Origin of the sequence: Achromobacter veterisilvae, from assembly GCF_037619525.1 — a bacterium.
In the GTDB taxonomy this organism is placed as follows: Bacteria; Pseudomonadota; Gammaproteobacteria; order Burkholderiales; family Burkholderiaceae_B; genus Achromobacter; species Achromobacter veterisilvae.
The window spans coordinates 3067184-3089769 of record NZ_CP148753.1 but is presented as its reverse complement, the minus strand read 5'-3'; the positions used below and the strand labels follow the sequence as shown (position 1 = coordinate 3089769).

The 22586-nt window shown below is 66.5% G+C and carries 17 protein-coding genes and 3 tRNA genes; 3 read left to right on the top strand and 17 right to left on the bottom strand.

Annotated features, from left to right (window positions below):
* Positions 1-3: 3 nt before the first annotated feature.
* The 3 genes from WHX56_RS14425 to WHX56_RS14415 are packed head-to-tail and all read right to left on the bottom strand — an operon-like array spanning position 4 to position 5871.
* Positions 4-3207 (bottom strand): efflux RND transporter permease subunit, encoded by a 3204-nt coding sequence (locus WHX56_RS14425; protein WP_338881614.1) that lies wholly within the window; start codon positions 3205-3207, stop codon positions 4-6.
* A complete protein-coding gene (locus WHX56_RS14420; RefSeq protein ID WP_338881613.1) occupies positions 3204-4364 on the bottom strand; it encodes an efflux RND transporter periplasmic adaptor subunit in 1161 nt (386 codons plus the stop codon). The genes WHX56_RS14425 and WHX56_RS14420 overlap by 4 nt, the downstream gene beginning before the upstream one ends.
* Positions 4365-4368: 4 nt before the next feature.
* The gene (locus tag WHX56_RS14415; protein ID WP_338881612.1) at positions 4369-5871 is read right to left on the bottom strand and encodes an efflux transporter outer membrane subunit; all 1503 of its coding nucleotides are present in this window, start codon (positions 5869-5871) and stop codon (positions 4369-4371) included.
* A 280-nt stretch (positions 5872-6151) separates the two neighbouring features.
* Here WHX56_RS14415 and argG point away from each other — a divergent pair, with 280 nt between their 5' ends.
* Positions 6152-7489 carry an argininosuccinate synthase gene (gene argG / locus WHX56_RS14410; protein WP_129246656.1) on the top strand — a complete coding sequence of 446 codons (1338 nt, stop codon included), beginning with the start codon at positions 6152-6154 and terminating at the stop codon, positions 7487-7489.
* A 334-nt stretch (positions 7490-7823) separates the two neighbouring features.
* On the opposite strand, the gene WHX56_RS14405 is transcribed toward argG, so the two are convergent.
* From WHX56_RS14405 to rnr, 12 genes are all read right to left on the bottom strand, one after another.
* On the bottom strand, positions 7824-9752 hold the full coding sequence (locus WHX56_RS14405; RefSeq protein WP_338881611.1) for a potassium transporter Kup: 1929 nt from the start codon (positions 9750-9752) through the stop codon (positions 7824-7826).
* A complete protein-coding gene (locus WHX56_RS14400; protein ID WP_244235186.1) occupies positions 9749-10864 on the bottom strand; it encodes a sensor histidine kinase in 1116 nt (371 codons plus the stop codon). Before WHX56_RS14400 ends, WHX56_RS14405 begins: the two co-directional genes overlap by 4 nt.
* A 74-nt stretch (positions 10865-10938) precedes the next feature.
* Positions 10939-11610 carry a response regulator transcription factor gene (locus tag WHX56_RS14395; RefSeq protein WP_129246652.1) on the bottom strand — a complete coding sequence of 224 codons (672 nt, stop codon included), beginning with the start codon at positions 11608-11610 and terminating at the stop codon, positions 10939-10941.
* A 65-nt stretch (positions 11611-11675) separates the two neighbouring features.
* Positions 11676-12161 (bottom strand): ExbD/TolR family protein, encoded by a 486-nt coding sequence (locus tag WHX56_RS14390; RefSeq protein WP_129246650.1) that lies wholly within the window; start codon positions 12159-12161, stop codon positions 11676-11678.
* Complete coding sequence (locus tag WHX56_RS14385; RefSeq protein ID WP_338881610.1) at positions 12161-13144, bottom strand: MotA/TolQ/ExbB proton channel family protein; 984 nt, start codon at positions 13142-13144, stop codon at positions 12161-12163. The genes WHX56_RS14390 and WHX56_RS14385 overlap by 1 nt, the downstream gene beginning before the upstream one ends.
* A 1-nt stretch (position 13145) precedes the next feature.
* Positions 13146-13958: an energy transducer TonB gene (locus tag WHX56_RS14380; protein WP_129247229.1), complete on the bottom strand. Its 813-nt coding sequence runs from the start codon at positions 13956-13958 to the stop codon at positions 13146-13148.
* Between the two features lie 391 nt (positions 13959-14349).
* A tRNA-Val gene (locus WHX56_RS14375) sits at positions 14350-14425 on the bottom strand.
* Positions 14426-14580: 155 nt separating this feature from the next.
* A complete protein-coding gene (locus tag WHX56_RS14370) occupies positions 14581-14853 on the bottom strand; it encodes an HU family DNA-binding protein (RefSeq protein WP_003812968.1) in 273 nt (90 codons plus the stop codon).
* A gap of 352 nt (positions 14854-15205) precedes the next feature.
* Positions 15206-15886 carry a Fe2+-dependent dioxygenase gene (locus WHX56_RS14365; protein WP_287755955.1) on the bottom strand — a complete coding sequence of 227 codons (681 nt, stop codon included), beginning with the start codon at positions 15884-15886 and terminating at the stop codon, positions 15206-15208.
* Between the two features lie 59 nt (positions 15887-15945).
* Positions 15946-17190: a cystathionine gamma-synthase family protein gene (locus WHX56_RS14360; RefSeq protein ID WP_338881609.1), complete on the bottom strand. Its 1245-nt coding sequence runs from the start codon at positions 17188-17190 to the stop codon at positions 15946-15948.
* A 52-nt stretch (positions 17191-17242) separates the two neighbouring features.
* Positions 17243-17980 carry a 23S rRNA (guanosine(2251)-2'-O)-methyltransferase RlmB gene (gene rlmB / locus WHX56_RS14355; RefSeq protein WP_129247235.1) on the bottom strand — a complete coding sequence of 246 codons (738 nt, stop codon included), beginning with the start codon at positions 17978-17980 and terminating at the stop codon, positions 17243-17245.
* 130 nt (positions 17981-18110) lie between these two features.
* Positions 18111-20585, bottom strand: coding sequence for a ribonuclease R (gene rnr / locus WHX56_RS14350; protein ID WP_129247237.1), 2475 nt, complete (start codon positions 20583-20585; stop codon positions 18111-18113).
* 249 nt (positions 20586-20834) lie between these two features.
* Here rnr and WHX56_RS14345 point away from each other — a divergent pair.
* Positions 20835-20919: transfer RNA gene (locus WHX56_RS14345), tRNA-Leu, on the top strand.
* Between the two features lie 122 nt (positions 20920-21041).
* Here WHX56_RS14345 and WHX56_RS14340 read toward each other — a convergent pair.
* Positions 21042-21653, bottom strand: a complete 612-nt coding sequence (locus WHX56_RS14340) for a tRNA-uridine aminocarboxypropyltransferase (protein WP_338881607.1) — start codon at positions 21651-21653, stop codon at positions 21042-21044.
* Between the two features lie 186 nt (positions 21654-21839).
* Here WHX56_RS14340 and WHX56_RS14335 point away from each other — a divergent pair.
* Positions 21840-21924, top strand: a tRNA-Leu gene (locus tag WHX56_RS14335).
* Between the two features lie 142 nt (positions 21925-22066).
* Here WHX56_RS14335 and WHX56_RS14330 read toward each other — a convergent pair.
* Positions 22067-22516: a GNAT family N-acetyltransferase gene (locus WHX56_RS14330; protein WP_422393648.1), complete on the bottom strand. Its 450-nt coding sequence runs from the start codon at positions 22514-22516 to the stop codon at positions 22067-22069.
* Positions 22517-22586 lie beyond the last annotated feature (70 nt).

The following is a 22586-nucleotide window of genomic DNA, read 5'->3' as shown; positions in this document are numbered from 1 at the left end:
TCCCTACGGTTGACCCCTATTTTGACCCAACTCCGCCGGGCGGCGCGACGGCTGCGGGATTTCTCCGCCGGCGCGGGCCGCCTTCCTGGCGGCCCGCGCCGCCTTGCGCTCCAGGTACCAATAATGCGCGCGGTCCAGGTACAGGTAGACCACGGGCGTCGTGAAAAGGGTCAGCGCCTGCGAAACGATCAGGCCGCCCACCATCGCGTAGCCCAGCGGTCGGCGCAGCTCCGATCCCTGGCCATGGCTCAGCATCAACGGCAAGCCGCTGAGCAGCGCGCACATGGTCGTCATCATGATGGGCCGGAAGCGCAGCACGCAAGCCTGGTAGATCGCCTCGGCCGGCGCCATGCCGTGCTCCCGTTCCGCGGTCAGCGCGAAGTCGATCATCATGATGCCGTTCTTCTTGACGATGCCGATCAGCAGGATGATGCCGATCAGCGCGATCACGCTCAGGTCGTAGCCTCCCAGCATCAGGATCAGCAGCGCCCCGACGCCCGCGGACGGCAGCGTGGACAGAATCGTCAGCGGATGGATGTAGCTTTCGTACAGCAGGCCCAGCACGATGTACACGGCGATCAGCGCCGCCGCGATCAGGTAGGGCTGGGTCGACAGCGAATCGCCGAAGGCCTTGGCCGTGCCCTGGAACGCGCCCGTCAGGCTGGCGGGCGCGCCCATGCCGCTCTGCGCCTGCTGGATCGCCTGCACCGCCTCGCCCAGCGACGCCCCCGGCGCCAGGTTGAACGAAATCGTCACCGCCGGGAACTGGCCCTGGTGGCTGATCGACAGATAGGCCGTCTTGTCCGTGTCCAGCTTCACGAAGGTGGACAAGGGCACTTGCTGCCCGGTCAGCGGCGAGGTCAGGTACAGCTTGGAAAACAGGCCGGGGTCCTGCTGCAGCGCCGGCGTCACCTCCAGGATGACGTGGTAGCTGTTGATCTGCGTAAAGTACTGCGCCACCTGGCGCTGGCCGATCGCGTCGTAGATCGTCGCGTCGATCAGCGCGGGCGATATGCCGAACGACGAAGCCCGCGCGCGGTCGATGGTCAACGACGCCGTGGCCGCCGCGTTCTGCTGGTCGGACGCCACGTCGGCCAACTGCGGCAAACCGCGGAACGTCGCCAGCAGCTTGGGCGCCCAGACGTTCAGTTCGTCCAGATTGGCGTCCGTCAGCGTGTACTGGTATTGGGTGCGCGACAGCCGTCCGCCCACATTGATGTCCTGCCCCGCCTGCATGAACAGCGTCACGCCCTCCAGCTCGGCCAGCCGCGGGCGCAGCCGGGCGATCACTTCGTCGGCCGACGCCGTGCGCCCTTCATCCTTGGGCTTCAGGCCGATGTAGAAGTTGCCGGTGTTGTAGGTGCTCTGGCTGCCGTTGAACCCGAAGCTGGCGATGTCCGGATCCTGCCGGATCACCTCGGCCATGCGGATCATGCGCTGGTTCATCAGCGCGAACGACGAATCCTGGGCCGACTCCGCAAAGCCGAAGATGAAGCCGGTGTCCTGCTGCGGGAAGAAACCTTTCGGGATCACCACGAACAGCGCCGCGGTGCAGGCGACCGTCGCCAGGAACACGCACAGCGTGGCGAACTGATGCCGCAAGACCAGCTTCAGCCCGCGCTCGTAGCCGCGCATCATGGCGTCGAAGCCGCTCTCGAAAAGCTGGTACAGCCGGCCGTGCCGGTCGCCGTGATGGTCTTTCAGATAGCGCGAACACAGCATCGGCGTCAGCGTCAGCGACACCAGCACCGATACCACGATGGCCAGGGTCACCGTCACGGCGAACTCGCGAAACAGACGGCCGACGATGCCGCCCATCAGCAGCAGCGGAATGAACACGGCGATCAGCGAGACCGAGATCGACACGATGGTAAAGCCGATTTCGCCGGCGCCCTTGTACGCGGCCTCCATCGGCGGCATCCCGGCCTCCACGTGGCGGTACACGTTTTCCAGCATCACGATGGCGTCGTCCACCACGAAACCCACCGCGATCGTGAGCGCCATCAGCGACAGGTTGTCCAGGCTGAAGCCCACCACGTACATCACGGCGGCCGTGCCCATCAGCGCCAGCGGCACCGTCACGCACGGAATCAGCGTGGCCGCCACGTTGCGCAGGAACAGGAAGATCACCAGCACCACCAGGATGATAGTGAGCGTCAGCGTGAACTCCACGTCCGTGACCGATGCGCGGATCGTCTGGGTGCGGTCGATGATGGTGTTGACGTGCACCGACGGCGGGATCGAGGCCTCCAGCCGGGGCAGCGCCGCGCGGATCCGGTCCACGGTGTCGATCACATTGGCGCCCGGCTGCTTGCTGATCTGCAGCACGATCGAACGGCCGTTGGTGATCGTATTGTCGGGCGGCGAAGCCTTGCCCGCGTAGGCCCAGCCCGCCAGCTTGGTGTTCTCGGGCCCGTCCACCGCCACGCCCACGTCGCGCACCCGGATCGGCGCGCCGTTGCGGTAGGCCAGCACCATGTCGTTCCACTGCGCGGCCGACAGCAGTTGGTCGTTGGTATAGGTCGTGAAGCTCTGGCGCGCGCCGTCGATGGTGCCCTTGGGCTGGTTGACCGTGGTGGTCGCGATCACGCCCCGGATGTCCTCCAGGCTCAGGCCCAGTGCCGACAGCTTGCCCGGATCCACCTGGATGCGCACCGCGGGCTTCTGCTGGCCGCCGATGTTCACCAGCCCCACCCCGGAAATCTGCGAGATCTGCTGCGCCAGGATGTTGTCGGCGTAGTCGTTCACCTGGATCAGCGGCAGCGTATCGGACTGCACCGCCATCACCATGATGGGCGCGTCGGCCGGGTTGACCTTGCGGAACGTGGGCGGATTCGGCAGGTTCGCCGGCAACTGCCCCGTGGCGGCGTTGATCGCCGCCTGCACGTCCACGGCCGCCGACTCGATGCTGCGGTTCAGGTCGAACTGCAACGTGATCTGCGTATTGCCGATCGCGCTGACGGACGTCATCTGGGACAGGCCGGCGATCAGCGAAAACTGCCGTTCCAGCGGCTGCGCCACGTTGGACGCCATCGTCTCGGGGCTGCCGCCCGGCAGGTTCGCCTGCACCTGGATCGTGGGGAAATCCACCTGGGGCAGCGGCGCCACGGGCAGCAGCGGCCATGCCGCGATCCCCACCAGCAGGATCGCCAGCGCCAGCAGCGACGTGCCGATCGGGCGCTTGATGAAATTGGCCGAGATGCTCATTGCGTCTTCCCCGCCGCGGCCAGCTCGCGCACCTTGCTGCCCGGCTTCAGCTTGTACTGCCCGTCCACCACGATGCGCTGCCCGTCGGCCAGCCCTTCCTGGATGACCGCCAGGCCGTCCTGCATCCGCTCGACCTTCACCGGCGATGGCCGCGCCACGCCGTTGCCGTCCACGGTGTACACGTAGGTGCCCGTCTGGCTGCGCTGCACGGCGGCGGCCGGCACGGTCAGCGCGCTTTCGCGCGCATCCAGCACCAGGCGAGCGTTGACGTACAGGCCGGGCCACAGCCGATGCCGGGGATTGTCGAAACGGCCCTTGAGCTGCACCGTGCCGGTGGCGGTGTCGATCTGGTTGTTCAACAGCACCAGCGTTCCCGTCTCCAGCGGCTCATTGCTGTCGCGCGCATACGCCACGACCGGCAGCGGCCGGCCCCGGTCCATCGCGGCGTTGATCGCCGGCACCGCCTCTTCGGGCAGCGAGAACAGCACGGTGATTGGATCGATCTGGTTGATCACGACCAGGCCGTTGGCATCGGCCGCGTGCACGATGTTGCCCGGATCCACCAGCCGCGCGCCCACCCGACCCGCGATGGGCGCCACGATGCGCGTGTAGTCCAACTGCACCTTGGCATAGCTGATCTGCGCGTCGTCGGTCTGCGTCGCGGCCTCCAGTTGCGCCACCAGCGCGCGCTGCGCATCCAGGGTCTGCTGCGTGGCCGCGTCCTCGCGCTGCAGGCGGGTATAGCGTTGCAGGTCCAGGCGGGCGTTCAACAGCGTCGCCTGGTCCTTCGCCCGCTGCGCCTGCGCCTGGGCCAGTTGCGCCTGCAGGGCGCGCGGGTCGATGTTGGCCAGCACCTGCCCGGCCTTGATGTCCTGCCCTTCGACGAACCCCACGCTGTCCAGTTGGCCGTCCACGCGCGCCTTGACGGTCACGCTGGCCGCCGCCGTCACCGTGCCCACGCCGGTCAGGTAGCGCGCCACGTCCTGCCGCCGCGCCAGCGCGGTCGCCACCGGCACCGCGGATTCGGAAGCGGCCGGTGGCGCGGCGCCGCCGCGCAGAAACAGCCAGGCCGCCAGCGCGCACGCCGCAACCGCCAGCGCCACGGCGCCGGTCCGCAATACCGGATGCCGATCAAGGGAAGTCACCGCCTTGTCCATGGACTCACTCGTTCTTGTTGATGGATGGGTTCGCGGCCGGCGGCTGGCCCGCCGCGGCAAGCGCCTGCGCGTCCGGGGCCGCCAGGGCGTCGGCGCTCCAGCCGCCGCCCACCGCTTTCACCAGCGCCACGCTGGCCACCAGTTGCCGGCCCCGCAACTGGACCGCGGTGCGCTCGTTGGACAGGGTCAGCGCCTGCGCCACCGCCACGGTCAGGAACGTGGTGGTGCCGGCGCGGTATTGCGCCAGCGCCAATTGCTCGCTCAGCCGCGACGCGGCCACCGCCTCGTCCTGCGCGCGCGCCTCGTCGTCCAGGACCCGCAGCGTGGACAGGTTGTCCTCCACCTCCTGGAAGGCGCCCAGCACCGTCTGCTTGTATTGGGCCGCGCTGGCGTCGAATGCCGCCACCGCCTGCGCATCGCGCGCTTTCCTCAGGCCGCCGTCGAAGACCGTCTCGGCCAGCAGCGCCCCCAGCGACCAGACGCGGCCGGGGGCGTCGAACCATTGCGCGAAACTGGCGGCGCCGAAGCCTCCGCTTGCCGACAGCACCAATGCCGGGAAATACGCGGCGCGCGCCACCCCGATGCCCGCATTGGCCGACGCCACGTTCCGCTCGGCCGCGGCGATGTCGGGCCGGCGTTCCAGCAAGTCCGACGGCAGGCCGGTGGGTGTGGGCGGCACCTGGAACATCCAGGGCTGGCCGGCCGGCAGCGGCGGCAGGCTGAACTGCGCCGGCGCCCGCCCCGTCAGGATCGCGATCGCGTGTTCCAACTGGCTGCGGGCCGCTTCCAGGTCGATCGACTGGGCTTGCGCGGTCTTCAGTTGCGCCTCGGCCTGCGCCACGTCCGAGCGCAGCGCCACCCCGGCGTCGTACTGGCTGCGAGTCAGCTTGAGCGTGCGCGCATAGGCGTCCAGGGTCCGGGCGTACAGATCCTTCTCGCGGTCCACGGCCCGCAATTGCAGGTAGTCCTGGGCCACGGCCGCCTGGATACTGAGGCGCGCCGCGGCCAGGCTGGCTTCGCTGGCCTGGGCCGACGCATCGCTGGCCTCCACCTGGCGCCGCACCCCGCCCCACAGGTCGGGTTCCCATGAGGCATCGATCGCCGCGGCGTAGCTGCCGGATACCGCCATCACGCCGCCGGTATTGCTCCGCGCCCGCCCCGCCGACGCGCTGACGCCCAAGGTGGGCCAGAACCCGGCGCGCGCGGCGTCCGCGACGGCGCGCGCCTGCCGGTACTGCGCCTGGGCCTGCTGGATGGTCTGATTGGCCGCGTTGGCCGCCTCGACCAGGCGGTTCAACGCGGGATCCCCATACGCCTCCCACCATCGCAGATTGCTGTCGATCGCGCCCGGCCGGGCCGTTTTCCAGGGTCCGGCCTCCTTGTAGGCGCCGGGCAGGTCCATTGCCGGACGGGAGTAGTCGGGCCCCGCGGCGCAGCCGGCCAGCATCATTGCGGCCGCCAGCCCTGCCGCCGCCCAGCGCGGCCCGTTGCGGTTCCTTGTGTTCATTTGCGGCGCCGGCTGCCCGGCCTACAGTCGATATGGCCCCACTGTAGAAAAGCCTCCGGGACTCCACGCTGTCCGCATCCTGACAAAATGGACAGGTTCGCCCGGTTCTCCCTGGGGCAAGCCTTGCCGGGGACGGATGCCCCGGCGCCGCGGGCCGCCCCGCCCCTTGCGCGGCCCGCGCCAGCCAAAAGAGTTAAAATAGGGTCAAATTTTTCTTGTTTGGCGGCTAGCTGCAGTCAAAGTCTGCTGTCAAAGTCCTGTTGGCGTCTCATTTCAAACAATGACCACTATCCTCCCGAACCTTCCCACCGGCCAGAAGGTCGGCATCGCCTTTTCCGGCGGCCTCGACACCAGCGCGGCTCTCCTGTGGATGCGCAACAACGGCGTCATCCCCTACGCCTACACGGCGAACCTGGGCCAGCCCGACGAGTCCGACTACGATGAGATTCCCCGCAAGGCCCTGGCCTACGGCGCCGAAAAGGCCCGCCTGATCGACTGCCGCGCGCAACTGGTCGCCGAAGGCATCGCCGCCCTGCAAGCGGGCGCGTTCCACATCTCGACCGCCGGCATCACCTACTTCAACACCACCCCCATCGGCCGCGCCGTCACCGGCACGATGCTGGTGGCCGCCATGAAGGAAGACGACGTCAACATCTGGGGCGACGGCAGCACCTTCAAGGGCAACGACATCGAGCGCTTCTACCGCTACGGCCTGCTGACCAATCCGGACCTGAAGATCTACAAGCCCTGGCTGGACCAGCGCTTCATCGACGAACTGGGCGGCCGTTCGGAAATGTCCGAATACATGCGCCAGGCCGGCTTCGACTACAAAATGTCGGCCGAAAAAGCCTACTCCACCGACTCCAACCTGCTGGGCGCCACCCACGAAGCCAAGGACCTGGAGCAACTGAACTCCGGTATCCGGATCGTCAAGCCCATCATGGGCGTGGCCTTCTGGCGCGACGACGTGGCCGTCAAGGCCGAGGAAGTCACGGTCCGCTTCGAGGAAGGCCAGCCGGTCGCCCTGAACGGCGTGGAATACAGCGACCCCGTCGAGCTGCTGCTGGAAGCCAACCGCATCGGCGGCCGCCACGGCCTGGGCATGAGCGACCAGATCGAAAACCGCATCATCGAAGCCAAGAGCCGCGGCATCTACGAAGCCCCGGGCCTGGCCCTGCTGTTCATCGCCTACGAACGCCTGGTCACCGGCATCCACAACGAAGACACGATCGAGCAGTACCGCGAAAGCGGCCGCAAGCTGGGCCGCCTGCTGTACCAGGGCCGCTGGTTCGACCCGCAAGCCATCATGCTGCGCGAAACCGCCCAGCGCTGGGTGGCGCGCGCCATCACCGGCGAAGTCACCCTCGAACTGCGCCGCGGCAACGACTATTCGCTGCTGAACACGGAATCGCCCAACCTCACCTACGCGCCCGAGCGCCTGTCCATGGAGAAGGTAGAGAACGCCCCCTTCACCCCGGCGGACCGCATCGGCCAGTTGACCATGCGCAACCTCGACATCGTCGACACGCGCGAAAAGCTGTTCACCTACGTGAAGACGGGCCTGCTGGCCTCTTCGGGCACCTCGCTGCCCCAGTTGAAGGACACCAAGAAGAAGTAATCGCTTCTTCGAAAGAAACCCTCCGCAGCTTGCCGCTGCGGAGGGTTTTTTTTTGGCTGTTCCAAGATAAAGCCATCTCGCGAGGGCGGCAGGCAGGACGTAGGATGGGTGGAGCGCGAGATCCTCTGCACAAAAATGCTGCCCTTCAACGCGCGAAACCCATGCTGCCGTGGAAGACTGGGGTGTCTGACACCCGAGGAGAGAAGGCTTCGGCTTGCACCGGCGTTCCAGGGGTGTCAGACACCTGCATCAACCACCGTCTGCTCACAACAGCATGGGTTTCGCGCGTTGGAAGGCGGTGTTCTGGCTTAAGAACTCTCGCGCTCCACCCATCCTACAGCTCGACCTGCATCCCCATCTCGACGACCCGGTTCGCCGGGATCTTGAAGAACTTGGTGCTGCGGGTGGAGTTGCGCGCCATGAAGGAAAACACCGCGCGGCGCCAGCGCCACAACGCCGGCTTCTTCGCCGCCACCACGGTCTGGCGCGACAGGAAGTACGACGTGCGCATCGGCTCCAGGTCGATTTCCGGATAGGCCTCGGCCACCAGGCGCAGCCCTTCCGGCACGTCGGGGTCCTCCTTGAAGCCGTAGGTGATCGTGGCCTGCCAACTGGAAGCGCTGATCTTCTGCACGCTCAAACGCTCTTCCGGCGACACGTATGGCACGTCCGCCACCAGGATGGTCAGGAACAGCACGTGATCGTGCAGCACCTTGTTGTGCTTCAGGTTGTGCAGCAGCGCGGGCGGCACGTTGCCGGAGTTCATCGTCATGAAAATGGCGGTGCCGGGCACCCGCGACGGCGGGTATTCCTCCAACTGCGCCATGAACTCCTTGAGCGGCTGCCGGTCCCGCTGCTGCATCTCGGACAGCAGCCGGCGGCCGCGGCGCCACGTCATCATCAGCGTGAACACCACGATCGCCACCAGCAGCGGCAGCCAGCCGCCTTCGTGGATCTTGAAGACGTTGGCCGAGAACAGCAGCACGTCGAACATCAGCAGCAGGCCCAGCGCCAGGAGCCACATCATCCGCTTCACGCCCGTGCTGCCTCGCGGCAGCACCGCGAAGGCGAGCACCGACGTCGTCAGCATGGTGCCGGTCACCGCGAAGCCGTAGGCGGCGGCCAGGTTGTCGGAATTGCGGAACAGCAGCACCAGGACCAGCACCGCGCACAGCAAGAGCGCGTTGACCTGCGGCAGATAGATCTGCCCCTTCTCGATCGCCGACGTATGCAGGATCTGCATGCGCGGCCAGAAGCCCAGTTGCACCGCCTGGCGCGTCACCGAATACGCGCCGGAAATCACCGCCTGCGACGCCACGATGGTCGCGATCGTGGCCAGGGCCACCAACGGCGCCAGCCCCCAATCGGGAGCCATCATGAAGAACGGGTTGCGGATGGCGGCGGGGTCGCGCAGCAGGAGCGCGCCCTGGCCGAAATAGCACAGCGTCAGCGCCGGCAACACCATGCTGAACCAGGCCCTGCGGATCGCGGGGCGGCCGAAATGGCCCATGTCGGCGTACAGCGCCTCGGCGCCCGTCAGCGCCAGCACCACCGCGCCCAGCAGCACGAAGCTGATCCAGGGAAAGTCGACGACGAAACGCAGCCCCCACATGGGATTCAGCGCCGCCAGCACCTCGGGCGTCTGCCAGATCTGCCAGCCACCCAGCGCGGCCAGCGTGCCGAACCACAGCAGCATCACCGGACCGAACAGCTTGCCCATCGCGCCCGTGCCGTGCGACTGGATCATGAACAGCCCGATCAGCACCACCAGCGCGATCGGCACGACCCAGTCGTCCAACTGGTGCGACACGATGCCGATCCCTTCGAGCGCCGACAGCACGGAAATCGCCGGCGTGATCATGCTGTCGCCATAGAACAGCGCGGCGCCGAAAATGCCCAGCACGATCAGCACCCAGCGCAGCCTGCCTTCGCGGGCGCGCACCGCCAGCTCCAGCAGCGCCAGCGTGCCGCCTTCGCCGCGGTTGTCGGCGCGCAGCACCAGCGTCACGTACTTGAACGACACCACCACCATCAGCATCCAGAACAGGATGGAGAGCACGCCCAGCAGGTGCGGCGGCTCCAGGTCGGTGTGCACGCTCAGGCCCGTGAGACAAGCCCGCAGCGTATAGAGCGGGCTGGTGCCGATGTCTCCGTACACCACGCCCAGCGCCCCCAGGATCAGCGCCGCCCGCGACGATGGCGCATGCGCGCCGCCTGCGTGCGCGCCGCCCGGAGAGGGGGCGCCGACGGTATCCTGGCTCATGGTGTGGGTTCTTGGCGAGTAAGTTGGGCCCCTTTGCGGGGGCCGGGAAACACGACGGACAGCCGTGTGCCGGGAAAGTCGGGGCGGCTGGTGAGCTTCCACCAGGCGCCGTGCGCATGCGCGATCTCGCGCACGATGGCCAGCCCCAGGCCCGAGCCGCCGGCGGTGGCGGTCGGCGAACGGTAGAACGCCTCGAACACGCGGTCGCGCTCTTCCGGCGGGATCCCGGGGCCGTCGTCCTCGACCGTCAGCGACGGCGGATTGGCGCCCACGATCAGCGTGATGCGGCCCGTGGCGTTGCCGTAGCGCAAGGCATTGTCGATCAGGTTGCCCAGCAGTTCGGCCAACAGCAGGGGATCGGCGTCGATCCAGATGGGCGCGTCGGGGGCCACCAGGTCGAGTTCGTAGCGCGCTTCGCGCACGCGCGGAAACCATTCGGCGCCATGCGCCCGCACCCATTCGCACAGGTCGATGCGCACGAAGCTGTCCTGCGGGCGGGCGTTGGGATCGGCCCGGGCCAGCACCAGCAACTGCTGGCCCAGCCGGATCATGCGGTCGCTGACCGCCTTGATGCGCTCCGCCCGCGCCCGCACGTCGTCGGGCAGGGGCCGCGCCAGCATCAGTTCCGATTCCAGCCGCAGGCCGGACAAGGGGGTGCGCAACTGGTGCGCCGCGTGGCCGATGAAACGCCGCTGCGCCGCCAGCGACGCATCCAGGCGCAGCAGCAGGTCATTGGTGTGGGTCACCAGCGGCTCGATCTCCACCGGCACGCCCACCACTTCCAGGGGCTGCATGTCGTCGATGGAACGCTGCCGGATTTCCTCGGACAAGTGGTTCACGGACCGCAGGCCCGACCGCACGCCCTGCACCACCACCCAGGTGAACAGGGAAATCAGCGCGACCTGCCCCACCACCATCAGCCAGAAGAAGTCCTCCAGCATCCAGAGCGACATGTCGATCTTGTGCGTGATGACCCAGGTCGCCGCCAGGTCCAGCAGGACGAGCAGCAGGATCGGCGGCATCAGCCGGATGACCAGATGCCGCGCAAGCGAACGGGAAGGAAGTAAGGGGCGCGAGGCCGGGGGGGCGTTGGGAGTGCGTTCCTGCGTCATGGCGCGATGCCCTTGCTCAGGCGATGGGATGCGCTCGGCCGGCATATTGCGGCCGCCGCCGGGCCGTCAGGCCTTCAGGCCGTCTCGACATCCAGCATGTAGCCAAAGCCGCGCACCGTCTGGATACTGGCACCCGTGCCTTCCAGGCGCTTGCGCAGGCGGTACACGTAGACTTCGACCGCGTTTTCGCTGAAATCGGCGTCCCATGCGGAAAGCGAGTTGACGATCTGGCGCTTGGTCACGACCCGGCCGACGCGGGCCATCAGCATTTCCAGCACCGAGAGTTCGCGCACCGACAGCGACAGGCGCTGGCCGTTGGCGCGGACTTCGCGTCCGACGGTGTCGAACACCAGGGGGCCGACTTCGATCAGGGGCTGCGCCTGCCCGGCGCGGCGCCGGCCGAAGGCGCGCACCCGCGCCGCCAGCTCGGGCAGTTCGAAAGGCTTGGTGACGTAATCGTCCGCGCCGGCATCCAGGCCGGCGACGCGGTCGTCGAGGCCGTCGCGGGCGGTGAGGATCAGCACGGGAACCTGGTTGCCGTCCTGGCGCAACTGGCGCAGCACGTCCAGTCCGCTCATGCCCGGGAGGTTGAGGTCGAGCAGCATGAGGTCGTACGGCTGGCCAGCCAGGGCGCCCAGGACACGGTCGCCTTCGGTCAGCCAGTCGACCGCATAACCCTGGTCGGCCAGGAATTCCTGGAGCGCATGGCCCAGGGTGGTGTCGTCTTCGATTACCAGAACTCGCATGCCGCGATTCTAGCGCGATCCCGGCCGGATGGGGGCGCGAAGTGCGCCCCCGGGCCGGAATTCGTTCAGTGCGCGGACGGCGCCGGGGCGGCCCCGGCCGGGGCGGGTGCCGCCTCGCCCGCGGGCGCGCCGCCCGAAGGCGGGGTGGTGACGAACCCGATGCGCGTCATGCCCGAGCGGCGCGCCGAAGCCATGACCTTGGCCAGCGTTTCGTAACGGGTGTTCTGGTCGGCGCGGATGCGGATCTCGGGCTGCGGCTTGGTGCCGGCGACCGATTTGAAGCGGTTGGGCAGGTCGTCGATATTGACCGGTTTTTCATCCCAGAACAGCGCGCCGCTGGCGTCGATGGCCAGGTCGATTGTCTTGGGTTCTTCCTCGATCTGCTCGGCGGCCACCTGGGGCATGTTGATCTTGATCGAGTGCGCCAGCAGCGGCGCGGTGATGATGAAGATCACCAGCAGCACCAGCATGACGTCGATCAGGGGCACCATGTTGATCTCGGAAACCGTATGGCTCCCGGATCCCTTTCCCTCGAAGCTGCCAAAGGCCATTATTCGCTCCCGCGTTGAGCCGCCGCGCCGTTGCCGTGCTGGCGGCGCAGGGCGCGCACCTTGCCGTCGGACAGTTCGACTTGCTGGCCGGTGGTCAGGAAGGCGAACAGGTCATGCGCGAAGGCGTCCAGGCGCGACAGGAACACGCGATTGTTGCGCACGAAAGTGTTGTACGCCAGCACCGCGGGAATGGCAACGGCCAGGCCCAGGCCCGTCATGATCAGCGCTTCGCCCACGGGGCCGGCGATGCGGTTGATGGTCACGCCGTCGGACAGGCCGATGCCGACCAGCGCGTGGTACACGCCCCAGACCGTGCCGAACAGCCCCACGAAAGGCGCCGTCGAGCCCACCGAGGCCAGCACGGTGAGGCCGTTTTCCAGCTTTGCGGTTTCTTCGTCGATGACCTTGCGCATGGTGCGCGTGACGAAGTCGGAGTTGCTGCCGGATTCTTCCAGCTTGGTCGCGCCGAACTTGTTGTGGTGCGCCTGGGCGTGCATGGCGTGGCTGGCCAGGTGCGAGAACGGGTCGCGCGCGCCGTGCGTCACGATTTCGTTTTCGACCTGTTCGAGCGAGCTGGCGTTCCAGAACTTGTTCAGGAAATCCTGGGCGCGCTTGCGCATGCTGACGTTGCTGGCGGCCTTGACCAGGATCAGGTACCAGGTGACCAGCGACATCAGGATCAGGATGACGAACAGGCTCTTGCCCACGAAGTCGCTCTGCGCGACGAAGTGCAGGAATCCCATGTCGGGGGTGGCGACGGGGACCGGGGCGACGGGCAGCGCGGCGGCGGCGCTGTGCAGCGCGTCGGCCGATTGCTGGAGCGCGCCGGCGGCCTGCTGGGCCGCCTCGCCGACCGCCGAAGCGGCTTGGGGGGCCGCGGGCGCAGCCGCGGCGGCGGCGGGCGCGGCGGCGGCGGCAGCCGGCGCTGCCGGGCTGGTAGTCGCCTGCGCCACCAGGGTGGCGCTATGCAGTGCGTTGGACATCTCAGTTCCTCATGACGAAATCGAACGGAATTTTGGCTTTGGCGGGATAGGCCACGCCATTACGGGTATAAGGCTTGAAACGGCCCTTGCGGGCGGCCGCCAGCGCCGATTCATCCAGGCGCGGGAAGCCCGAGGACGCATCGATGGTTGCGCGCTCGACCAGCCCCTGGGTATTGATCTCCACCAGCACCACTACCCGGCCCTCTTCACGCATGCGGCGCGAAGCCATAGGGTAATTCGGCATCGGACGCGCGCCCTGGAATTCGATGCTGGAAACCAGCACCGGCTGATCGGGCGGCGGCCCTTGCTGCGGCCCCTGGGGCGCCTGGGTGCCTTCCGGCGCGCCGCTGGGCGGCGTCTGCTGGGGCGGCGTTTCCGGCTTGAGTTCGGGCTTGACCTCTTGCTTGGGCTGGGGCTTGGGTTTCGGCTTGGGTTTGGGCGGAGGAGGCTTGGGCGCCGGCATGGGCGGTTTTTCAACCACCGGCTCGGGTTCGGGTTCGGGCTCCGGCTCGGGCTTGAGTTCGGGTTCCGGCTCAGGCTCGGGCTCGATCTCGGGTTGCGGTTCGGGCGGCGGTTCCGTGACCGGCTGCGGTACTTCCGGTGTGGGTTCGGCCTTGGCGATCTGGGGGATGGGCGCGTCCACCACGCTCACCATGATTGCCTCGGGCTCTTCCAGTTCGGGACGGTTCTCGGGCGCCATGAAGATGGCGCCGATCACCGCTGCATGAAGGGCGAGGACCGCGAGGCCAGCGCCTGCGCGTATACCGAATGAAGACCGCGAAGAAGAATTCCAACCGCGTTGAAGACTAGGCATGAATCAGCCAGGGTGCATTGACTTATCCGGCCAGAAGAAGAAAGACGCGCACGCAAAGGCGGCGCCGGCTGGCCGGTACAAGCCAATAATAATATCTTAAATGCGAATGATTCGCACGTCCTATTTCGCCGGCAGCGGCGTAACACCGCTGATCGAAGTCAAACCAGACGCGACGAACCCCAGGAAAAAAGGGACGCGCAAACCAGGAAAATACTCCCGTGCCGCCGCCATCGGACTTGCCGCCCCCACGCCGCGCGCCTACGGGCCAGGCTGTCCCCCAAGAGGCCGTTTTTTTGCCTGGGGCGGCCCCAGAACAAAAAAACCCGCCACGTTGAGGTGTGCGGGTTTTCTGCGGAATGCGGTGCCGGAGCATGGTGCTGCATGGTGCTTTTGGTGGGTGCTACAGGGGTCGAACCTGTGACCTACGCCTTGTAAGGGCGCCGCTCTACCAACTGAGCTAAGCACCCATTCTGATGCAGCCTCAAGACGAAATTCGCGAAAATCCGTACAAGCAACTGCCAACCGGGGGCACTCAAAAGCAATACGCGGGCCGGAGTATACCGGACCGCGCACTTGTCGGCAAATCGCCGGGCGGCACGCCCCGCGACCTGCCCGCCGCCCTTTAGTTGACGGCGTCCTTCAGGGCCTTGCCCGGACGGAACTTCGGCACTTTGGCCTTCTTGATCTTGATGGTTTCGCCCGTGCGCGGGTTGCGGCCGGTGCGAGCGGCGCGGGCCGACACGGCAAACGTACCAAAGCCAACCAGCGTAACCGTACCGCCCTTCTTCAGGGTGGTCTTGACGGCACCGATCAGGGCGTCGAGCGAACGGCCCGCAGCAGCCTTGGAGATGTCGGCCTTGCTGGCGATGTGATCGATGAGTTCGGTTTTGTTCATGCAGGTGTACCCCTCACAAGGTGTGGAGTCTGCCGGAGCTGCAGTCCATGGCCGTCATGATTGGACGCCACGGAAGACGCAAGACCCGACAAACGACGAACAGACAGTGGATAAACTTTTTCTTGCGCTGCAAAGCACAACTTTTAAACTGCTGCGCCGCTTAGGATCCAAGGGCAAAAGCCTTCGAACCGTCAGCGACGCAGACGTGTATTAGGCCTTGGCGTAGCGCGGCTGTCAAGCGAAAACCTCACCATAACCCGCGCCAATACTAGCTTTTAGCCTTTTTCGCAATAAACAGAAACGCGCAATTCGAGGTTTGCGCGGCCCGGCGCCACGGCGCATCAATATTGCATCAAACGTCGGCCCACCGGCGCAGCAGATTATGGTAAATCCCGGTTAGCTGCACGATGGAGGGGTGCCCCGCGGCGTCCTGGTTCAGGCGCTGTATGGCCACGTCCATGTCCAGGAGCAAGGCGCGCTGGCTGTCTTCGCGCACCAGGCTCTGCATCCAGAAGAAGGACGACACCCTGGCGCCGCGCGTCACCGGATTGACCTTGTGCAGGCTGGTGCCGGGATACAGCACCATGTGCCCCGCCGGCAGCTTGACCGCGCGCGGACCGTAGGTGTCGTCGATGACGAGTTCGCCGCCGTCGTAGGAATCGGGCTCGGAGAAGAACAGCGTGGCGGACAGGTCCGTGCGCACGCGCTCGGCGGTGCCGGCGATGCCGCGCACGGCGTTGTCCACGTGGTAGCCGAAAGCCTCTCCGCCTTCGTAGCGGTTGAACAGCGGCGGAAAGATCTTGCGCGGCAGGGCCGCCGACATGAACAGGTTGTTGCCCGCCAGGCGCTGCAGGATCAGGTTGCCCAGTTCCTGCGCCAGGGGATGCTGTTCGGGCAACTGGCGGTTGCGCTTCACCTCGGCGGACTGGTAGCCGGCCGTCACCTTGCCGTCCACCCAATCGGCGGCATCCAGCCGCACCCGGATGTCCGCGGCCTCTTCAGGCGTGAAAACTTCTGCTATCTGTATGAGCATGGGCCCTACCCCGTTTGCATTCTCGGGCACGCGCAGCCGCGAGGCCCGCGCATGCCGCATTATCCCTTCAGGCAGCCGTTGAGCGCCTGATCGAAATCAAACAGCAGATCGGCCTCGTCCTCGATGCCCACCGACACGCGGATGAGGCTGTCCGCGATCCCCATCTGCTTGCGGCGTTCGGCGCCCATCTCGTAATAGATGGTGTGGGCGGCGGGCAGCGCCAGGCTGCGGGTGTCGCCCAGATGGGTCGCCATGAGGACCACGCGCAGGCGGTTCAGGAAGTCGAAGCAGTCCACGCCGTCGGCCAGCTCCACGCCCAGCAGGCCGCCGAAACGCGAGCCGAGCAGGGCCGCGGCGCGCGCATGCTGCGGATGGCCGGCCAAGCCGGGGTAATGCACCCGGGCCACGCCGGGATGTTCTTCCAGGAAGCGCGCCAGCGCCAGCGCGTTGGCGCAGTGCTTGGCCATGCGCAGGGCCAGCGTCTCGGCGCCCACCGCGATGCGGTGCGCCGGTTCGGCCGCCAGCGTGCCGCCCATGTCGCGCAGGCCCTTCTTCTTGATCTGCGTCAGGCCCCAGCCGGTGGCCGGCCCCTTGCGGTAGGCCTCGTAGATGTTCGAATAGCCCGACCAGTCGTACAGGCCGGTGTCCGTCACCGAGCCGCCCAGCGCATTGCCGTGGCCGCCGATGTACTTGGACAGCGAATTCATCACCAGCGACGCGCCCACCGACGCGGGACGGAACATCCAGGGCGAGGTCAGCGTGTTGTCCACGACGTAGACCAGCCCCTTTTCGCGGCAGATCTCGCCGATCACGGCCAGGTCGGCGACCTGCGTGCCCGGATTGGCGATAGTCTCGGTGAAGACCATGCGCGTGTTGGGCTGGATCGCGGCGCGCACCTGCGACGAGTCGGTCGCGTCCACGAAGGTGATCTCGACGCCCAGCTCCTGCAGCGTGCCGAAGAGGCTGTTGGTGTTGCCGAACACGAACTGGCTGGAAACCAGATGATCGCCGCGGCGCAGCAGCGTGGTGAAGATGGCGGCCAGCGCGGCCATGCCGGTCGCGAAGGTGACCGTACCCTTGCCAGCTTCCATCTGGCTGATCTTGGCTTCGAGCGCGGTCGTGGTGGGCGTGCCCTGGCGCGCGTAGGTGAAACCCGCCTTGCCCTGGAACACCGCGGCGAGTTCGCGCGCGTCGTCGTACGCGAACTCCGACGACGGATGCATCGGCTTGTGCACCGCTCCGTGCTCGACGGATTGCTTGCGGTCGGAATGGAGGATCGTGGTGGTAAAGCCGTTCTCGTGCATGATGGGGTGACGCGATAGGAAGGTGATCTACTGGACTGGCGGTGCGGACAAATCAGGACCGGCGCTGGCGCACGGTTTCATACAGGCAGACGGCGCTGGCCACGCTGACGTTCAGGCTTTCGACCGAACCCAGCATCGGGATGTTCACCAGTTGGTCGCAGGTTTCGCGGGTCAGGCGGCGCATGCCCTCGCCTTCGGCGCCCATGACCCAGGCCATCGGCTGGCGCGCATCGATCTGGTGCATGCTGTCGGTTGCCTGGTCGTCGGTGCCCACCAGCCATACGCCGCGGTCTTTCAGGCCGCGCATCGTGCGCGCCAGGTTGGTCACCATCAGGTAGGGGACCGTGTCGGCCGCGCCGCAAGCCACGCGCTGCACGGTGGCGTTCAGGCCGACGGCCCGGTCGCGCGGCGCGATGACCGCGTGCACGCCGGCGGCATCCGCCGTGCGCAGGCAGGCCCCGAGGTTGTGCGGATCGGTCACGCCGTCGAGGATCAGCAGGAGCGGCGGGCCCTCGATCACGTCGAGCACCTCGTCCACGTCCACCGCCAACTGGCGCTCGTCGGCCAGCGCCACCACGCCCTGGTGGCGGGTGCCGCGGGACAGGCCGTCAAGGCGTTCCATCGGCACCGGATGCAGGCGGCGGCCGGCTTTCTCGGCCTGTTCGATGAACGTCTGCATGCGCTTGTCGCGGCGCGATGCCTCTACATAGATTTCCCTGATCGATTCGGGGGCGTGGCGCAGCCGCGCGACAACCGCGTGAAACCCGGCCAGGACTTGGGTCGACGCCATAAATGCAAATACCTTTAGATAAACGAATACCCGCCCCAGAGTGGGGCGGGCCACCGGACCAAGCCGGCCATGAATGCAATGTTACTCCGTATGGCCTCGCCGCCAAACGACGGCTTGGCCATAAGGCGGATCAGTGGCGCTTGTGCACCGCCTTCTTGGCGGGCGCGGCGCGCTTCGATGCCCTGGGGGCCTTGGGCGGCTTGCTGGCCTTCTTGGCCTCGGCCCGCCGTTCCTTCGCGGTCTGGCCCTTCAGGGCGGCCGGCTTGGGAGCGGCCGCCTTCTTTACGCGGCGCGCCGGCTCGTCCGACCCGCGGGCCGCCGCCTTGCGCAGCGCGTCGAAGCTGGTGCCCTGCACCAGGCGGAACTCGATGCGGCGCGCCTCCAGGTCCACGCGCGACACCTGCACCTGCACCTTGTCGGTCAGACGGTAGCGCATGCCGGTGCGTTCGCCTCGCAGCTCGTGCAGGGCATCGTTGAACTGGAAGTACTCGCCGCCCAGTTCCGACACGTGCACCAGCCCCTCGACGTGCAGGGTGTCCAGCGTGACGAAGATGCCGAAGCTGGCCACGCCCGTGACGGTGCCGCTGAAGTCCTCGCCCACGCGCTCCTTGACGAACCAGCACTTGAGCCAGGCCTCGACGTCGCGCGAGGCCTCGTCGGCGCGGCGCTCGCTGGCCGACAGCACCAGGCCCATCTTTTCCCAGATGGCGTGTTCGTGCTCGCGCTGCGTGCGGCCGATGACCACCGGCTGGTCGTCCAGGCTGGGCACATAGCGCTGCCCGGCCAGCAGGGCCTTGATCACCCGGTGCGTCAGCAGGTCGGGATAGCGGCGGATCGGCGACGTAAAGTGGCTATAGCCCGGATACGCCAGGCCGAAGTGGCCCATGTTGTCGGGGCTGTAGACGGCCTGCTGCATGGAGCGCAGGCACATGGTCTGCAGCAGTTGGTAGTCGGGGCGTCCGCGCACCGACTCCAGGAATTCCCCGTAGTCCTTGGCCGTGGGCATGTCTCCGCCGCCCAGCGACAGGCCCATCGTGCGCAGGAATTCGCGCAACGATTGCAGGCGTTCCGGCGTGGGCCCCTCGTGGATGCGGTACAGGCCGGGGTGCTTGCTGCGGGTCGTGAAGTCGGCCGCGCAGGTGTTGGCGGCCAGCATGCACTCTTCGATCAGCTTGTGGGCGTCGTTGCGCACGGACGGCACGATCTGCTCGATGCGGCCGAGTTCGTTGCAGACGATCTTGGTCTCGACGGTGTCGAAGTCGATGGCGCCGCGCTTCTTGCGCCCCTGCGAGAGCAGTTGGAAGAGTTCATACAGGTGCTGGACCTGCGGCATGACGCTGCGCATGGCGTGCGCGGCCGGGCCGCCGGGCTGCTGCAGGGCGGCCCAGATATTCGTATAGGTGGTGCGCGCATGCGAGTGCATGACGGCGTTGTAGAACTGGTAGGCCGTGACCGTGCCGGCCTTCGCGCCGCTGGCGGGGATGACCATGTCGCAGACCAGCACCAGGCGGTCGACGTCCGGGTTCAGCGAACACAGGCCGTTGGACAGCGATTCGGGCAGCATCGGAATGACCCGGCGCGGGAAGTAAACGCTGGTGCCGCGCTCGATCGCGTCGTCGTCCAGCGCGTCGCCCGGGCGCACGTAGTGGCTCACGTCCGCGATGGCCACCAGCAGGCGCCAGCCGGGGCGCTTGCGCTGGCCCGTGCCCAGTTCGACCGGTTCGCAATACACGGCGTCGTCGAAGTCGCGCGCGTCCTCGCCGTCGATGGTGATGAGCGGCACGTCGCGCAGGTCGATGCGGTCCTTGAGGTCGGCCTTCCTGACCACGTCCGGCAGGCGCGCGGCCTGCTTGCGGGCGGCTTCCGAGAATTCGACGGGCACGTCGAACTTGCGCACCGCGATCTCGATTTCCATGCCGGGGTCGTCGATTTCGCCCAGCACCTCGGCCACGCGGCCCAGCGGCTGCGTGTGGCGGGTCGGCTGCTCCATGATTTCCACCGCGACCACCTGCCCGTGCTGGGCACCGTTGGTATCGCTGGGAGGAATCAGGATGTCGTGCTTGATGCGCTGGTCTTCGGGGACGACGATGGACAGCCCGTGCTCATGCAGGAAGCGCCCCACCAGTTTGTTGGTGCGGCGTTCGATGACCTCGACGATGGTGCCTTCCGGCTTGCCGCGGTATTCGCCCGTCGGCTTGACCAGCACGCGGTCGCCGTGCAGCACCTTGAGCATTTCGCGCGGCGACAGGAACAGGTCGGGCCCGCCGTCGTCGCGCAGCAGGAAGCCGAAGCCGTCGCGGTGCCCCAGCACCTTGCCGGGAATGAAATCCAATTTGGTGGCCAGCAGCAACACGCCCTTGCGGTTGGGCATCAATTGCCCGTCGCGCTCCATGGCGCCCAGCCGGCGTTCGAATCCCACCATCGTTGCGGCGCGCTCGACGCCCATGCGCTCGGCCAGCTCCACCGGGGACAGCGGCGAGCCCGCGGCACGCAGCGCTTTCAGGATGGCTTCACGAGACGGTACATCAGGGTCGAAGTCCGGCGGCGCTTCGGGCAAGGGTGTTGATCTGTTGTTATTCGATTCGTTATTCGATCGTTTTGCCAAAGCTAAAATTTCCGTATATAATGCGCAGCTTCTGTGGTTCGCCCAAGGCTGAACACTGAAGCAGAAAATGGTCAGAGGGTTGCAAGCTGGATGATAAACCCAGGACCTGGATGTTAAAACCCAGGATCTTGAAACCCGATTGTAAAACCAACTGCGCTTTTAACGCATATTATTTAGTTAATGTGTTTTAACTAAACCGATGCAACCAGAGCCGCAGCGTAGCACATCATTCTGACAGTATCTCTCAGTGCCCAGGTGGCGGAATTGGTAGACGCGCATGGTTCAGGTCCATGTGCCGCAAGGTGTGGAGGTTCGAGTCCTCTCCTGGGCACCACGGAATTCCAATCGGGACAATGCATTTGTCTCGATAGCAACGGCTGAAGAGCCCCGAAAATCGCAAGATTTTCGGGGCTTTCGCTTTTTCGCGTCCGGTTTTCCGCCGCCCCGCCCTTTCGCTTAACGCCAGGGCACCTTGCGGTTCAGGTGGTGCCGCGCATACAGGTCCGCGCCCATGCCGGCGATCTGCCCGTCGATCAGCGCCTCGAACGGCTGGAGCAAGGCATCGAAATTGCGCGGCGCCTCGATGGCGTTCAAGGCATGCGTCACGGCCTCGATCGTGGACAGCGCGCCGGCCACGTCGGCATGGCGCACCCGGTAGCGGGTCGACAGTCCCGCGGGCAGCATCACGCGCGGCAGGGCCGCAAGGCCGGGATTGATGTGCAGCAGCTTGCGCGCATGCCCCCAGGTGCCGTCGGGCACGATCAACTGTATGGGCATGTCCAGGTCCTGCCCATAGCCGGGCGACAGCACCTCGGCGCCCTCGCCGGGAAACAGCAGGCGCGGCGCATGGCCGGGCTCGGCCCAGCCCTCCCGCGAAAAGTACTCGCCCACCACGCGCCGCGCGCCGGCCAGGCCCAGCACGGCCAGCCGAGCCGTGTTCAAGGCATGGCGCGCCTCGCTGGGATGCTGGAGCACCACCACGCGGGTACGGCACGAAAGCGAGGGAATCAGCGCGCACAGGCAGTGCGATCCGGGGCGCAGGCAGCGCGTGCAAAGAGGACGAGACATGGGGCGACACTATATCGAAAGTCGAAGGCGGCCCTCGCCCCCAAAAAAAGTGAAAAAAATGCCACACGACTTGCACACTTCAAAAAAAGTATGCATAATCTCGTTCCTCTGCTGCTGAACACGAAACAACGCGAAAGCGAAGCGACGGGTAAAGCACTGGCAGAAAAAGAAGTAAGAAGTAAAAAAGCCCAGGTGGCGGAATTGGTAGACGCGCATGGTTCAGGTCCATGTGCCGCAAGGTGTGGAGGTTCGAGTCCTCTCCTGGGCACCAATTATTACATCACGAGGTACCTGCGTGATGCGCCAAAAAAACCCCGAACGCGGAAGCGTCCGGGGTTTTTTCTTTGCCTCGCGCATTCCGCCTTGTCCGCCAGGGCGCTTTCCGCGCGCGGCCTGGCGGATCGCGCCGCGCCCTACTTCAGCACGCGCGTCATGACGACGTGCGGAATGCCGGCCTCGACGAATTCCTCGCCTTCCACGGTGAATCCGTGCGCCTTGTAGAAGCCCGCCGCATGCGTCTGCGCGTGCAGCACCAGCATGCGGTGGCCGTCGCCATGCCCCTGCTCGATCAGCGCATCCAGCAACTGGCCGCCCACGCCCATCCCGCGGGCCCGCTTGTGGACCGCCATGCGGCCGATATGGCCATCGGGCAGCAGCCGTCCGGTGCCTATCGGCGTGCCGTCGGGCCCGTAGGCCACGGCGTGCACCGACACCGCGTCGTCGTCGTCCAGTTCGATTTCGGGCGGCACCTTCTGTTCGACGACGAACACCTCGTGGCGCACCGAATAGGCATCCTCGCGCAAACGGTCCCAGGTTCCCAGCGCGATATGCACCGTTGCTTGTTTGTTGGTCGACATGTCCATCCCTCGCGTGCAGCAAATGAAGTAAAGAATCCTACGCCGCATTTTCGCAGGGATGAAGGCGGCCCAAAAG

Bases quoted from the DNA above. Each gene is read 5' to 3' on its own strand.
- WHX56_RS14425 (WP_338881614.1), bottom strand. From the start codon at position 3,207: ATGAGCATCTCGGCCAATTTCATCAAGCGCCCGATCGGCACGTCGCTG.
- WHX56_RS14420 (WP_338881613.1), bottom strand. From the start codon at position 4,364: ATGGACAAGGCGGTGACTTCCCTTGATCGGCATCCGGTATTGCGGACC.
- WHX56_RS14415 (WP_338881612.1), bottom strand. From the start codon at position 5,871: ATGAACACAAGGAACCGCAACGGGCCGCGCTGGGCGGCGGCAGGGCTG.
- argG (WP_129246656.1), top strand. From the start codon at position 6,152: ATGACCACTATCCTCCCGAACCTTCCCACCGGCCAGAAGGTCGGCATC.
- WHX56_RS14405 (WP_338881611.1), bottom strand. From the start codon at position 9,752: ATGAGCCAGGATACCGTCGGCGCCCCCTCTCCGGGCGGCGCGCACGCA.
- WHX56_RS14400 (WP_244235186.1), bottom strand. From the start codon at position 10,864: ATGACGCAGGAACGCACTCCCAACGCCCCCCCGGCCTCGCGCCCCTTA.
- WHX56_RS14395 (WP_129246652.1), bottom strand. From the start codon at position 11,610: ATGCGAGTTCTGGTAATCGAAGACGACACCACCCTGGGCCATGCGCTC.
- WHX56_RS14390 (WP_129246650.1), bottom strand. From the start codon at position 12,161: ATGGCCTTTGGCAGCTTCGAGGGAAAGGGATCCGGGAGCCATACGGTT.
- WHX56_RS14385 (WP_338881610.1), bottom strand. From the start codon at position 13,144: ATGTCCAACGCACTGCATAGCGCCACCCTGGTGGCGCAGGCGACTACC.
- WHX56_RS14380 (WP_129247229.1), bottom strand. From the start codon at position 13,958: ATGCCTAGTCTTCAACGCGGTTGGAATTCTTCTTCGCGGTCTTCATTC.
- WHX56_RS14370 (WP_003812968.1), bottom strand. From the start codon at position 14,853: ATGAACAAAACCGAACTCATCGATCACATCGCCAGCAAGGCCGACATC.
- WHX56_RS14365 (WP_287755955.1), bottom strand. From the start codon at position 15,886: ATGCTCATACAGATAGCAGAAGTTTTCACGCCTGAAGAGGCCGCGGAC.
- WHX56_RS14360 (WP_338881609.1), bottom strand. From the start codon at position 17,190: ATGCACGAGAACGGCTTTACCACCACGATCCTCCATTCCGACCGCAAG.
- rlmB (WP_129247235.1), bottom strand. From the start codon at position 17,980: ATGGCGTCGACCCAAGTCCTGGCCGGGTTTCACGCGGTTGTCGCGCGG.
- WHX56_RS14340 (WP_338881607.1), bottom strand. From the start codon at position 21,653: ATGTCTCGTCCTCTTTGCACGCGCTGCCTGCGCCCCGGATCGCACTGC.
- WHX56_RS14330 (WP_422393648.1), bottom strand. From the start codon at position 22,516: ATGGACATGTCGACCAACAAACAAGCAACGGTGCATATCGCGCTGGGA.